The 13,521-nt window shown below is 70.8% G+C and carries 12 protein-coding genes; 7 read left to right on the top strand and 5 right to left on the bottom strand.

Annotated elements, in window-relative coordinates:
* The first annotated feature begins 166 nt into the window (after window positions 1-166).
* Window positions 167-577, top strand: coding sequence for a VOC family protein (locus LIV37_RS32115; RefSeq protein WP_020871254.1), 411 nt, complete (start codon window positions 167-169; stop codon window positions 575-577).
* Between the two features lie 53 nt (window positions 578-630).
* On the opposite strand, the gene LIV37_RS32110 is transcribed toward LIV37_RS32115, so the two are convergent.
* Complete coding sequence (locus LIV37_RS32110; protein WP_121825146.1) at window positions 631-1,620, bottom strand: zinc-binding alcohol dehydrogenase family protein; 990 nt, start codon at window positions 1,618-1,620, stop codon at window positions 631-633.
* A 176-nt stretch (window positions 1,621-1,796) separates the two neighbouring features.
* Window positions 1,797-2,015, bottom strand: coding sequence for an MbtH family protein (locus LIV37_RS32105; protein WP_020871252.1), 219 nt, complete (start codon window positions 2,013-2,015; stop codon window positions 1,797-1,799).
* Window positions 2,016-2,184: 169 nt separating this feature from the next.
* Here LIV37_RS32105 and LIV37_RS32100 point away from each other — a divergent pair, with 169 nt between their 5' ends.
* The 4 genes from LIV37_RS32100 to crcB (LIV37_RS32085) all read left to right on the top strand — a co-directional run bounded on the left by LIV37_RS32100 (window position 2,185) and on the right by crcB (LIV37_RS32085) (window position 4,587).
* On the top strand, window positions 2,185-3,216 hold the full coding sequence (locus LIV37_RS32100; RefSeq protein WP_121824259.1) for a polyprenyl synthetase family protein: 1,032 nt from the start codon (window positions 2,185-2,187) through the stop codon (window positions 3,214-3,216).
* Window positions 3,217-3,377: 161 nt separating this feature from the next.
* A complete protein-coding gene (gene crcB / locus LIV37_RS32095) occupies window positions 3,378-3,884 on the top strand; it encodes a fluoride efflux transporter CrcB (protein WP_121824260.1) in 507 nt (168 codons plus the stop codon).
* Window positions 3,881-4,216 carry a DUF190 domain-containing protein gene (locus LIV37_RS32090; protein WP_020871249.1) on the top strand — a complete coding sequence of 112 codons (336 nt, stop codon included), beginning with the start codon at window positions 3,881-3,883 and terminating at the stop codon, window positions 4,214-4,216. Before crcB (LIV37_RS32095) ends, LIV37_RS32090 begins: the two co-directional genes overlap by 4 nt.
* Window positions 4,213-4,587, top strand: coding sequence for a fluoride efflux transporter CrcB (gene crcB / locus LIV37_RS32085; protein ID WP_020871248.1), 375 nt, complete (start codon window positions 4,213-4,215; stop codon window positions 4,585-4,587). Before LIV37_RS32090 ends, crcB (LIV37_RS32085) begins: the two co-directional genes overlap by 4 nt.
* An 81-nt stretch (window positions 4,588-4,668) precedes the next feature.
* Here crcB (LIV37_RS32085) and LIV37_RS32080 read toward each other — a convergent pair whose 3' ends face one another.
* Both LIV37_RS32080 and LIV37_RS32075 read right to left on the bottom strand, forming a co-directional pair.
* Complete coding sequence (locus LIV37_RS32080) at window positions 4,669-5,604, bottom strand: LysR family transcriptional regulator (RefSeq protein WP_020871247.1); 936 nt, start codon at window positions 5,602-5,604, stop codon at window positions 4,669-4,671.
* Between the two features lie 217 nt (window positions 5,605-5,821).
* Window positions 5,822-6,925: a sulfotransferase gene (locus tag LIV37_RS32075; RefSeq protein WP_214663093.1), complete on the bottom strand. Its 1,104-nt coding sequence runs from the start codon at window positions 6,923-6,925 to the stop codon at window positions 5,822-5,824.
* Window positions 6,926-7,506: 581 nt separating this feature from the next.
* Between LIV37_RS32075 and LIV37_RS32070 the strand changes: the two genes are divergently transcribed.
* Together LIV37_RS32070 and LIV37_RS32065 are read left to right on the top strand one after the other, a co-directional pair.
* Window positions 7,507-10,317: a helix-turn-helix transcriptional regulator gene (locus LIV37_RS32070; RefSeq protein WP_020871245.1), complete on the top strand. Its 2,811-nt coding sequence runs from the start codon at window positions 7,507-7,509 to the stop codon at window positions 10,315-10,317.
* Window positions 10,318-10,357: 40 nt separating this feature from the next.
* Window positions 10,358-12,016, top strand: a complete 1,659-nt coding sequence (locus LIV37_RS32065) for a flavin monoamine oxidase family protein (RefSeq protein ID WP_121824263.1) — start codon at window positions 10,358-10,360, stop codon at window positions 12,014-12,016.
* Window positions 12,017-12,089: 73 nt separating this feature from the next.
* Here the strand turns inward: LIV37_RS32065 and LIV37_RS32060 are convergent, their stop codons facing one another.
* A complete protein-coding gene (locus tag LIV37_RS32060; protein ID WP_020871243.1) occupies window positions 12,090-13,499 on the bottom strand; it encodes a class I adenylate-forming enzyme family protein in 1,410 nt (469 codons plus the stop codon).
* Between the last annotated feature and the right edge of the window lie 22 nt (window positions 13,500-13,521).

Raw genomic sequence — 13,521 nt, 5'->3', positions numbered from 1 at the left:
CGGTCCGCGGTCGTAGGTCCCACGGCCGTGGGAAGGCCCGGCGCGCGGCCGATGCCCCGGCGACGGGCCCGTCCCTAGGCTCGGGGCGCGGCCCGGCGATCACGGTGCCGTCGACGCGTTCCGCCACGACGAAGTCGATGCGTTCCCCACGGCAAAGGAGATACCCATGCCCGCCGACGGTCAGAGCCACATCCGCATCGCCCGCCCCTCGCGCGACCTCGCGGCGGCGGAGCGCTTCTGGTGTGCGGGGCTGGGCCTGAGCGTGGTGTACCGGGCCGAGGGCGGCGACCGGGCCGGGGAGCACGATCTGCTGATGGTGGGCCGGCCGGACGCCTCCTGGCATCTGGAGCTCGTCCACGAGGCGGCCCACCCCGTGGAGCCCCGGCCGACCGAGGAGGATCTGCTGGTGATCTACCTCGGCGAACCGGTCCCCGAGGAGCTGGTGGACCGCCTCACTCAGCACGGCGGCACCCGTGTCACCTCCCCCAATCCGTATTGGAACGAATGGGGCGTCACCATCGAGGACCCGGACGGCTACCGCCTGGTGCTCTGCCGCCGCGGCTGGTCGAACTCCTGAGGTGCCGAGGTTCCCCAGGTCCCAGGCCCAGGCCCAGGCCCAGGGTCATCGCGCTAGTGCGGCATCGTCAGGACCGCCACGCCGTTGACGCGGTCGGCGGCGAGGTCGTCGAGGGCGGCGTCGGCCCGGTCGAAGGGGTACGGCGTGACCGTGGCGCTGATCCGGTGCTCGGCGGCCGCGGCGAGGAATTCACGGCCGTCCTCGCGGGTGTTGGCCGTGACGCTGCGGACGGTGCGCTCACGGAAGAGATGCCGCTCGTAGTCGAGTGACGGGATGTCGGTGAGGTAGATCCCGGCGATGCTCAATGTGCCGCCCGCGTCCAGGGACTCCAGGGCGACCGGGACCAGTTCGCCCACCGGGGCGAAGAGGATGGCGGCGTCGAGCGGCTCGGGCGGGCGGTCGTAGGCGTCGTTCGCGGAGGCGGCGCCGAGGTCCAGGGCGAGCGCGCGGGCGGCGGGTGAGCGGGTCAGTACGTGGACGACGGCGCCCTGCGCGATGGCGACCTGGGCGGTGAGGTGCGCCGAGCCGCCGAAGCCGTAGATGCCGAGCCGGCCGCCCGGCGGGAGGTCGGCCCGGCGCAGCGCGCGGTGGCCGATGATCCCGGCGCACAGCAGTGGGGCGAGCTCCTCGTCGCGGTATCCGGAGGGCAGCTCATAGGCGTAGGCCGCCGGTACGGTGACGTACTCGGCGTAGCCGCCGTCCGCGTCCCAGCCGGTGTACTCGGAGAACGGGCACAGGTTCTCCTGGCCCCGGAGGCAGTAGCGGCAGCGGCCGCAGGTGCGCCGCAGCCAGGGGACGCCGATCCGGATTCCGGGGCCGGGCCCGTGCGCCCGCGAACCGGCCGCGACGACCTCGCCGACCGCCTCGTGACCGGGGACGACGGGGCTGCGGTGCGGGGGCAGATCGCCGTCGCGGACATGCAGATCGGTGCGGCAGACGCCACAGGCCCGGACCCGGACCAGCAGCTCGTCATCCGCCGGGCGCGGAACCGGCAGCTCCACCTGTTCGATCCGGCCCGGGGCGGGGACCACCCATGCCCGCATGGTCGCCGGAAGGCCGACGTTCGCGTCCGTCACCTCGCCAACGTAACGCCGTGAGCACCGTGGCGACCGTAAGGCACGCGTTACGGCCATGCGGCGCCAAAAAGGGAAGAGATATGACCGGAAACTGCCAACCGGGTACGGACGCGATCAGGCCGAGGTGCCGTCCACGGCGTTGATCAGGCCGAGGTGCCGTCCATGGCGTTGATCAGGCTCGTGGGGCGCATATCGGTCCAGTGCTCATTGACGTAGTCCAGGCACGCCTGGCGGTCGTCCTCGCCGTGGGCGACCGTCCAGCCCGCGGGGACCTCGGCGAAGGCGGGCCACAGCGAATGCTGCCCCTCCTCGTTGACGAGCACGAGATAGCGGCCGTCGGGGTTCTCGAAGGGGTTGCTCATCGCTGGTCTCCTCGCTCACGGTCGGCGTCGACGAGCTTGACGGTACCGGCAGGGGGCGGGCACCCGCCGAGGGGTTCCCGGGGGCCTGGGGAAAAGCCCGGGATACGGAAATGGCACCTTCCTGACGGAATCCGGGGTTCCGGGGTGGCCCTCGCCTACGGTCCGCGGCATGGTCGCGTCCGCCAGAACCGAGCCCAGGGGCTCCATGGCCATGGAGCTCAGCACCGGCGACCCCGCGCTCACGGCCCGGCTGGAACGCGGAATGGACGCCTCGGAGAAGTGGCTGCGCGCTCTCGCCGCCGAGGCCCAGGACCCTTGTGTCGCCGAAGTCGCCGGACATCTCTTCGGCCCCGGCGGCAAGCGGCTGCGCCCGCTCCTGGCGCTGGTGGGAGCGGAGTTCGGCGAGCGCGCCCCGTCCAGCGCCGTGGAGGCCGCCGCCCTGGCCGAGTTGGTGCACGTCGCCTCGCTCTACCACGACGACGTCATGGACCAGGCCCGCACCCGGCGCGGAGTCCCCAGCGTCAACGCCCGCTGGGGCAACGCCACCGCCGTCCTCGCGGGCAATTGGCTGCTGTCGAAGGCGGCCCAGCTCGCCGCGGAACTCGGCCCGGAGACCATACGGTTGCAGTCCAAGGTCACCAATCGGCTGATCATGGGCCAGATACGGGAACTCGTCGGCCCCTCGGACGACGACGATCCGCTCTCCCACTACTTCACGGTGGTGGCCGGGAAGTCGGCCGCGCTGATCGCCATGGCGCTGCAGCTGGGGGCGGTCCGGACGGGCGCCCCGGAGCATGTCGTCCAGACGCTCGCCGAATACGGGGAACATCTGGGCATCGCGTTCCAGATATCCGACGACATCCTCGACATCACCTCCACCTCCGAGGTCTCCGGCAAGGAACAGGCCAAGGATCTCGCGATCGGGGTCGCCAGCCTCCCGGTGCTGCTGGCGCTGGCCGACGAGCGGCCGGAGGCCGGTGAGTTGCGCACCCTGCTGACCGCCGCCACCGCGGGCCCCGAGGGCGCCGGGCTGCCGAGGGCCGTCGCGCTGCTGCACCGCTGCGGGGCGCTGGCGGAGGCGCGCACGGTGATGCACGCCCGGCTGCTGCGCGCCCGGACCGCGGCGAACGGACTGCCGGACGGTCCGGCGACCCGGGTTCTGCACGCGCTGTGCGATTTCGTGGCGCGCCGGGACCACTGACGGGCTTCCTCCGTAAGGCGCCCATACGGTGGCCAAGGCGCCCATACGGTGACCGTAAGGCGCCTATACGGTGACCGTAAGGCGCTCATGCCGCTCCCTCCGCCCTCCCCCTCGTCAGCCCCGGTCGGCCGGTGTCCGCGCCACGACGTAATCTGAGCCCTATGGGCAGCTCACGTTCAGATGTGGTGGACGAGCCCATCGACCCCGATACCGGCCCGGTCCCGCCCGCCCGGCACAGCCCGTGGCGAGGGCAGGGCCCCGTGGTGGGCGTGGTGGCGGTGGGCGGCGCGCTCGGGGCGACGGCCCGCTACGGCGCGTCGCTGCTGTGGCCGACCCCGTCCAGCGCCTTCCCCTGGACGATCCTGCTGGTCAACACCGTCGGCTGCGCGATCATCGGCGTCTTCCTGGTGCTGATCACCGAGATGTGGACGGCCCACCGGCTGGTGCGGCCCTTCTTCGGCACCGGTGTGCTCGGCGGCTTCACCACCTTCTCGACGTACGCCGTGGACTTCACCCGGCTGATCCAGGACGGCCGTATCGCGATCGCCTTCGGTTATCTGCTGGGCACGCTCGTGGTGGCGATGGCGGCCGTATGGGCGGCCGTGGCGGCGACCCGGCGCGTCCTGGGCGCGTACGGCGGCGGCCCCGGCGGGAGGGCGGCCCGATGACCGGCGAGCCCGCGCTGCGGCTGACCGTCTTCATCGGCGAGAACGACACCTGGCACCGCAAACCGCTGTCCGCCGAGATCGTGCACCGCGCCCATCGCGCGGGGCTCGCGGGGGCGAGCGTGTTCCGCGGTGTCGAGGGGTACGGCTCCTCGTCCCTGATCCACACCTCGCGGCTGCTGTCGCTCGGCGAGGATCTGCCCATGGCCATTGTGATCATCGATACGGAGGAGCGAGTGCGGTCCTTCCTGCCCGAGCTGGAGGAGATCGTGGGTGACGGCCTCGTGGTGGTCGACCCGGTCGAGATCGTGCACCCCCGGGGGCGGGCCCGGTGAACTGGCTGCTGGTGATCGCGGGCGGCATGGTCGGTGCCCCACTGCGCTATCTGACCGACCGCGCGGTGCAGACACGGCACGACTCGGTGTTCCCCTGGGGCACGTTCCTGGTCAATATGGGGGGCTGTCTGGTGCTGGGCCTGCTGACCGGCGCGGCGTCGGCGGGAGCGGCGTCCGAGCAGCTGCAACTGCTGCTGGGCACGGGGCTGTGCGGGGCGCTGACGACGTATTCGACGTTCTCGTACGAGACCCTGCGGCTGGCCGAGGAGGGCGCCCGGCTCTTCGCCGTGGCGAATGTGGGCTTGAGTCTGGTGGTCGGGACGGGCGCCGCCTTCGCGGGTGTGGGGCTGGCCCACGCGATCTGGGGCTGATCACCGCCCCCGGCGGCCTTACCGCCACGTGCTGCCGTTACCGCCCGCGCCACCCTTACCGTCCGCGCCGCCCCCACCCCGTTACGGCAGCAGTCGCGTCGTGGTCGGCGGCAGGCCGAACTCCCCCGCGGCCGCCGTCCGCGGATGTTCCAGCATCACCCGGCGCAGCTCCCGCGCGGCCCGGGGCGGCGCGACGTCCTTACGGTGGGCGACGGCGATGGTGCGCTGCATGTCGTGGCCCGCGAACGGCGTGATCCGCAGCCCGGACCGGGCCGCCACCATCCCGGGCAGTACGGCGATGCCGAGCCCGGCCCGTACGAAGCCCAGCACCGCGTCCATCTCGCCGCCCTCGACCGTGAAGGACGGCTCGAAACCGGCCGCCCGGCAGGCCGCCGTGGTGAATTCCCGCAGGTCGTAGCCGCGCCGGAACATCACCATCGGACGGTCCCGCAGATCCTCGACCTGGATCCGCCGGCGCCGGGTGGGCGGCGGGGACGCGGGCGAGGAGGCCACCACCAGTTCCTCTCGCAGCAGCTCGGTTGCGGCGAGGGCGGGGGCCTGGCCGAGCACCGGGGTGATGATCAGCGCGAGGTCCAGCTCGCCCGCGGAGAGCGTGCGGACCAGGTCCTGGGAACCGCCCTCGTCCACGATCAGCTCGATGCCCGGGAACTCGTCGTGGAAGCGGCGCAGCACATCGGGGACGAAGCTGGCGCACAGGCTCGGCGTGGCTCCCAGCCGCACCCGGCCGCGCCGCAGCTGGGCGACCTCCTGGACCTCGCGGTGCGCGGTCTCGGTGTCGGCGAGGATCTGGCGGGCCAGTGGCAGCAGGGCCTCTCCCGCGTCGGTGAGGGCGATATTGCCGCGCGCCCGGTGGAAGAGGTCGGCTCCCAGCTCCCGTTCGAGGGCGCGGATCTGCTGGGACAGCGAGGGCTGGGCGACATGCAGGAGCTCCGCGGCGCGGGTGAAGTGCCGGGTCTCCGCGACGGTGGCGAAATATCGCAGCTGATGCAACTGCACACCACGATGATAGGCACCGGCTATGGACGTCTCGCCACGGCGTGCCCAGGACGTATGGGCCCCTCTCGGGGACGCTCCCTCGGGGCGAGGCGGGACGGGGCGGGGCGGGGCGGGGCCGGGAACTCGCCAAAGCTCCCTGGGCGAACGCGGGGAAGCAGGGCGCCACCCGGCGACCGGCCTCCAGGAGGGCGGCCGCCGCCGGGTGACGACATGCGCCCTACTGGTGGGCGGCCAGCGCCCGCGTCCCCGGGCTACAGGATTCCAGCAGCGAGGTGAGCTCCTCCTCGGCCAGCTTGCTCGCCGCGCCCGGCCGCCCGCCGTCGAGGTGGGCGATGGACGCGTCCAGCCAGTCGCGGTGCGGTTCCACCCCGATGAACTCGGCGAGCCGGATCAGCTCCTTCTCCGGCTCCTCCAGCAGGGTCTCGTACGACAGCGCGGCGCGCTGCTCCGCCGGGACCTCGTCCAGCTTCCGCAGACCGTCGACGATCGTCTCGGACCACAGGGTGCCGAACGCGCCGATCGGGATGGGACGGTCCCACACCAGCGCCGGGTCGTAGCGGTCGCTCAGCAGCGGGGCCAGGTCGGGCGGGAGCTGGGCCGCGTGCTCCGGCGTCAGCTGCCTCGGGGTCTCGAGACCGCAGTGGACGGCCATCTCCCACAGCATCGGGATCATCCGGAAGCTGAAGTGGCGGCTCATCGAGACGGCGCAGTCGGGGCCCTGTCGGTAGAGGTGCAGAAAGCGGGCCTCGGGGAAGGCGCGGTGCATCTCGGGTACGCGGCCGATGGACAGGCCGGTGCGCTCGACGACGGCTCCGGGGTTGCCGAACCGTGCGCCGAGGGTGGCGAAGAGGGCCGTCCAGTGATCTGCCGGGCGGCGGGTGGGCCAGGTGGTGACCTCGGCCGCCAACTCGTCGAAGAGCGCGTCGGGGTCGTCGGTCAGATGGGGCAGCACCATGACGCTGATGGCCGGGACGCCGGTGGTCTCCGCGTCGAACCGCCGCTTGGGCATCCTGTGGTAGAGGAACTCGGGCGGGATGGCGCCATTTTTGATCATGCTATTGGTGACCACATTGGGCCGGGACAGAAATCCCCAGAACTCCGTACCGCTCAGCGGGGCCTCGTCCAGTATCTCCGAATCGGGAATACTGGCGAACAATTCATTGATGCTGAGAACATCCGGATGAATATTGATAATCTGAGACAGAGCCGTCGAACCGCACCGTCCGGTGCCGACGACAAATGTCAACTTCTGGTTGACCACGCGCACTTCCTCCCGTTTCTCGCTCGGACAACTAGTTGTTTCCCTAGTGGCCGTTCCCATAGTGGCCCATGACACATCGCGGCCGATTCAGTGGTCGCGGCGATGCTAATGGATGCCCTGGGCGACGATGACTCCGACCATCGAACAGGGGAAACACACACAGCGGGATGCGAGAGGGCGAACCCAAGGTTCAGCTGTTTCCTACACTTTTGCGCAACTTTCACATCCGACAGGGGAGTTACCCTCGGGAACCCCCCAACTACCAGCGACGGAGCCCGATCTGAGAGTCGGCTCCGGACTTCACAACTCGGCCCCGGGGACGAAACCGTAATCGAACAGTTTCTCCCGTGACGAGACGGTCATCTTTTCGTACCAACGGCACTGCTAGAGTGCGCATCCACCCCATACCCGTGATCCCGGGTTGGCATGCCCAACCAGGCCGGGTGGGGCGGGGAACACGCGACATAACGCAGAGCAGCGATGCCGCCGCACAGGGTGCAGTAACGGAAGGGATAGGGGACCCGAACAGCGGCACGGTATTTTCAAATCTCGGGGGACGATGCATTACCAGGTGCGCCATGCACGGTGATTCGCTTTCAAGACCCCTGCGCACACGGAAAATCGGGGAAGGTGTTTCGTACGTGTTGGTGGAGCGCGATCAGGAGATAGCCCGGCTCAATCGGCTCCTCTTCGAGGGCGCCCGCGAGGGAAGTCGGCTCGCCGTTATCAGCGGCGCCGTGACATCGGGAAAGACCGCACTTCTGCACACCGTGACGGATACGGCGGGCGGACGCGGCGTCCGGGTACTGCCCGCGGTCGCCTCCGCCTCCGAGCAGAGGTTCCCCTACGCCGTGCTCGAGCAGCTCTACCAGGGCATGCCGGCCCATCTTCAGCGTTCCCGGCCGCGCCCCGGTCTCGAGGCGCTCCGCGACCCGAACGGGCCGGACCAGGCCGAGCTCCGGCTGCTCCAGGACTTCCACCGCACCCTCGACGAACTGACCGGCGACGCGCCGCTGTTGATCGCCATCGACGATGTCCAGTTCGCCGATCTGCCGTCGCTGCGCTGCCTGGCGTACGGCATCCGGCGCTGCCGCTCGGAGGCGCTGTCCGTCGTGGTGAGCCGCGGGTCGCTGACCGGCCCCGCCGCCACCGCCCTGGACGAGCTGCTGCACGAGCCGAAGGTGTGCCACGTCCGGCTCGCCCCGCTCACCGTCGCGGGCGTCTCCACGCTGCTGACCGAGGAGTTGGGCACCGAGGAGTCCGGCCGGCACGCCGCCGCGTACCACGAGCTGACCGGCGGCAATCTGCTGCTGCTGCGCGGTCTGCTGGACGACCGGTTCTCCCGCCTCACCCGCGGCCCCCTCGACCCCGCGCCCGGCACGGAGGCCCCGGTGGCCGGGGAGTTGTTCCGGCAGGCGGCGCTGTCCTGCGTCTACCGCGGCGGCCCGGCCCACCGCCGGGTGGCCCACGGAGTCGCGCTGCTGGGTGACGCCACGTCCGTTCCCCTGCTGAGCAGGCTGATCGAGGTCGAGGAGCGGCTGGTCCGGCAGTCCGTCGCGCTGCTCACCGAGGTCGGGATCCTGCACGGCGGGCGGTTCCGCAGCGACGCGGTGCGCACCGTGCTCCTGGACGACCTGGAGCTGCACGAGCTCGGCCCGCTGCACCACCGGGCCGCCCGGCTGCTGTACGAGGAGGGCGCCGACCCCATCGACGTGGCCCGCCACCTGCTCAGCCACGAGGGGTCCGAGCCGGTCGAGGAGTGGATCACGCAGGCGCTGTGCGACGCGGCCGTGCACGCCATCGCCGCGGACCGCAGGGAACTGGCCATGAACTGCCTGCAGATGGCCGACCGGTACACCACCGACGAGCGCGAGGCGCTGCAGCTCCAGGCCACGATGGTGCAGGCCATGTGGCCGTTCAACCCGCTGTCCCAGATGCGGCGGCTGCAGTCGCTGGCCGGTCCGGCGGGCAGCGGGCTGCTGCCCGCCCCCGAGACCGTCCCGGTCGTCATCGGGCTGCTGGGTCTTGGCCGGATGGACGAGGCGGCCGCCGCGCTGAAGCAGGTCAGCCGGGCCGCCGCCGAGCATCCGGGCACCGATCTCGACACCGGGCTGCGCGCCATCCGGCTCGCCCTGTCCTCCACCTACCCCGACCACCCGGAACTGTGGCCCTTCCTCGACCAGGAGGAGGCCGACGACGGCCCGTGGGACGCCCCGCTGTCGCCGGACCAGACCCCGGAGTCGCCCCATCTGACCGCGTTCCGCGCGCTGCGGACCGTACTGAGCCGCGGGGTCGACGAGCGCGCCGTACGGGCCGCGGAGCGGGTGCTGGAGACCGTCCGGCTCTCGGACCGGACGATGCTGACGGTGCACGCCGCGCTCCAGACGCTGGTGTACGCCGACCGCCACGCCACCGCCACCTCCTGGTGCGACCGGCTGATCGAGGAGACCTCCGAGCGCGGTGCCAAGGCGCTGCTGGCCTACTTCTGCGTGCTGCGGGCCCAGATCGCGCTGCGCGTGGGACGGCTGCGGGACACGGTGCGGTACGCCGAGCGGGCGCTGGAGGAGCTTCCGGCGCGCGGCTGGGGCGTCACCGTCGGCATGCCCCTGGGGATGCTGATCAACGCCCACACCGCGATGGGCAACCATGACGCGGCGGCCGAACTGCTCGCCCGCCCGGTGCCGGACGAGATGTACCGCAACCGCTTCGGACTGCACTACCTCTACGCGCGGGCCCGGCACCAGCTGGCCACCGGCCGCCAGCACGCGGCCCTCACCGACTTCCGCGCCTGCGGCGAGAAGATGGCCGACTGGGGCCTGGACTCCCCCGCCACCCTGACCTGGCGGCTCGGCGCCGCCGAGACCTGGCTGACGCTCGGCGGCCAGGAGCGGGCGGCGCGGCTGGCGGAGGAGCAGCTGGAGCTGGCCGGGGAGTCCTCCTCGCGCACCCGGGGCGCCGCGCTGCGGGTGCTGGCCGCCACCCGGCCGCTGAACGAGCGCGTCGCGCTGCTCCAGCAGGCGGTCGGGGTGCTCCAGGCGAGCGGCGGCTGGTACGAGATGGCGCGAGCGCTGGCGGACCTGGCGGAGGCGCACAAGCACCTCGGCGATCTGGACACCAGTCGGCTGATGACCCGTCGGGCCCTGCGGCTCGCGGACAGCTGCGGCGCCGACGAGCTGTCCCGTTCATTGCAGCGCACTCCGGCCCGTTCGGCCCTGTCGGAGGCGGCCCGTACCGGAGAGGATACCGCCGCCTTTTCCGAACTCTCCGATGCAGAAAGTCGAGTGGCAGCACTAGCAGCTTCCGGCTACACCAACCGCGAGATCGCCGCTAAGCTTTTCATCACGATCTCCACGGTGGAACAACACCTGACCCGTGTCTACCGGAAGATCAACATCAGCCAGCGCCGAGAACTGCCCGCGAGCCTGGATTTCGATGTCGCTTATACCGCCTGATCTCCCCGCGAAGCCGCTCGGCCCCAACGAGGTTGATGCCATGACGTGCGCCACCGCGTCCGCCACGACGATGCTCGTGCCGGATTTCCCCTTTTCCTACGACAGATGGCTGTCCCATCCAGCAGGTCTGGGCGCCCTGCCTGCCGCGCTGCACGGAACCGAAGTCGCCGTCATCGGCGGCGGGATGTCCGGACTGACCGCGGCCTATGAGCTTCTACGACTAGGGCTTTCCCCAGTTCTTTATGAAGCGGAGCAACTGGGCGGCCGTATGCGCTCCACGCCCTTCCCCGGTAATCCGGAATACAAGGCGGAGATGGGCGCCATGCGCTTTCCCGTCGCCGCCCGCTCGCTGTTCCATTACATCGATCTGCTGGGCCTGTCCACTCGTCCTTTCCCTAATCCGTTGGCGCCGGCCACCGCGAGCACGCTGATCGACCTGAACGGCGGTCAGGACCGGGCGCGCACCGTGGACGAGCTTCCGGAGGTCTACCAGGAGGTCGCCGACGCCTGGGACAAGGCGCTCCAGGAGCGGGCCGACCTGGCCACGCTGCGCGACGCCATCCAGCGGCGGGACGTCACCACGCTGAAGACCGTATGGAACTCGCTGGTCAAGGAGTTCGACGACCAGTCCTTCTACGGCTTCCTCGCCACCTCCTCCACCTTCCAGTCGTTCCGCCACCGGGAGATCTTCGGCCAGGTGGGGTTCGGCACCGGCGGCTGGGACACCGACTTCCCCAACTCGGTGCTGGAGATCCTGCGTGTCGTGGTCACCGAGGCCGACGACAACCAGGTGGGCATAGTCGGCGGCTCCTCCCAGGTGCCGAACGGGCTGTGGGAACACCGGCCCGAGACGCTCGCACACTGGCCGCGGGGCACCTCGCTGGCCTCGCTGCACGGCGGCCGGCCCCGGCCCGCGGTCACCCGGCTGCGGCGGACCGCCGACGGCATCCGGGTGACGGACGAGAGCGGCGAGGAGCGCGAGTTCCCCGCGGTGGTCTTCAGCCCGCATGTGTGGACGCTGCTGAACCGGGTCGACTGCGATCCGACACTGCTGTCCACTCCGCAGTGGACGGCGGTGGAGCGCACCCACTACATGGGCGCGTCCAAGCTGTTCGTCCTGGTCGACCGGCCGTTCTGGCGGGACACCGACCCGGCCACCGGCCATGACACGATGAGCATGACGCTCACCGACCGGATGCCGCGCGGGGTCTATCTGTTCGACGACGGACCCGACCGGCCCGGCGTGATGTGCCTGTCGTACACCTGGAACGACGACTCGCTGAAGGTCGCCACGCTCTCCGCCGAGGAGCGGCTGGAGACGCTGCTGTCCAAGCTGGCCGCGATCTATCCGGATGTGGACATCCGGTCGCACATCATCGGGGGGCCGCTGACCGTCACCTGGGAGACCGAGCCCCGCTTCATGGGGGCCTTCAAGAACAACCTGCCCGGCCACTACCGCTATCAGCGGCGGCTGTTCACCCAGTTCATGCAGGACGGGACGGATCCGGGGCAGCAGGGCTTCTTCCTGTGCGGGGACGATGTCTCCTGGACGGCCGGCTTCGCCGAGGGAGCGGTCACCACGGCGCTGAACGCGGTGTGGGGCGTGCTCCGCCACCTCGGCGGCACCACCCATCCGGACAACCCCGGCCCCGGCGATCTCTTCGAGACCTTCGCGCCGCTGGAACTTCCGTACGACTGACGGCCGCGGCGTCACGCACAGGGGGAGCCGATGCGCGCCGTCGGCTCCCCCTGTCATGTCTGGGCCCTGGATCTCAGCCCCGGGCGAGCTGCTCGAGGCGGCGCTTGTCCGGCTTGCCGTTGCGGTTGAGCGGGAAGTCCTCCAGCACCTCGACCCGGTTGGGCTGTTCGTAGACCGGGAGCACCTGGCACAGCCGCTCCCGCCAGTGCCTGGCGTCCCGCAGCTCCTCGTCCTCCACGAAGAAGACCAGCTGCTCGTCACCGGCGCGGCGCTCGTCGGGGAGCGGCACGATCCGGGTGGAGATCCCGGCGAGGGCCGCCTTCCGCTCGATCAGCTCGGGGTAGAGCGTGTAGCCGGAGCGGTGCACCGCGAACTTCCGTCCCAGGACGAAGAGGTTGTCCTCCCCGTCGAGGTAGCCGAGGTCGCCGGTGGACTGCCAGCCGGTGGGCACGGCGTCGATGGTGCCGTCCGCCGCGAGGTGGCCCTCGAGCGCGTCCGGGGTGTCGACCTCGATCTCGCCGGCCTCGCCGGGGGCGGCCGGGTGGCCGTCCTCGTCGATGACGCGCAGCTTGATGCCGTCCATGGCCCGGCCGCAGGAGACCGGGTTCTCCAGGGTGGCGAAGGCGATGTTGCCCAGCTCGGTGCTGCCGTAGCTGTCCAGCAGCGGCAGCCCGAATTCGGCCACATAGCGCTCGGAGAGCGCGCCGTCCAGCGGCGCGGCGCCCGAGCAGAACATCCGGACGCCCTCCAGCTGGCCCCGCAGCGAAGGCTTACGGCCGACCAGGTTGAGCATGGTGCGATAGCTGGACGGGGTGGCGTCGATCACCGTGGCGCCGGTCCGCCCGGCCATCTGGACGGCCCGGTCCAGCCGCTTGTACGGGGCGATCACCAGCGAGCAGCGGGTGAGCCAGGCGATGAGCACCATGGACAGCCCGTACTGGTGGGCGAACGGCAGCAGCGGCAGCAGTACGTCGTCCGGCCGGTGCCCGACCTGGGCGGCGTTGCGCTCCAGGTTGGTGAGGAACTTACGGCCGGACTTGACGGCGCCCTTGGGCTCGCCGGTGGAACCGGAGGTCCACATGATCAGGCCGTCGCGCCGGTCGGCCCAGGCGTCGAAGGACAGCTCCCGGCGGTTGAGCGGGCGCCCGGCGGCCGGGGCGATCAGCTCGTAGAGGTTCACCGTACGGATGTCGTCGTGGATCGGCGCGTCGTCGTCCACGAAGGCGATCGCGGCACCGGTGCGCTCGGCTATCCGCCGGGTCTCGTCCGGGTGCTCCTGCTGGTCGGTCAGGACGATGGAGGCTCCCACGTGCATGAGCGCGAACAGCACGCTCACGTAGGCGGCGGAGTTGCCCGCCTTGAAGATGACGCGGTCGCCGTGGGTCACCCCGTGCTCGCGGATCACATCGGCGACGCGCAGCGCGTCCAGCTCGAAGTCGGCCAGGGTCTGCACCGAGTCGAGCGCGTAGATCTTCGCGGTCATCGAACGTACTCTTTTCCTTTTC

It is taken from the genome of Streptomyces rapamycinicus NRRL 5491 (genome assembly GCF_024298965.1).
GTDB classification, from domain to species: Bacteria; Actinomycetota; Actinomycetes; order Streptomycetales; family Streptomycetaceae; genus Streptomyces; species Streptomyces rapamycinicus.
Note: the sequence above shows the minus strand (reverse complement) of the source record. Positions and strands in the feature narration are given on the sequence as shown.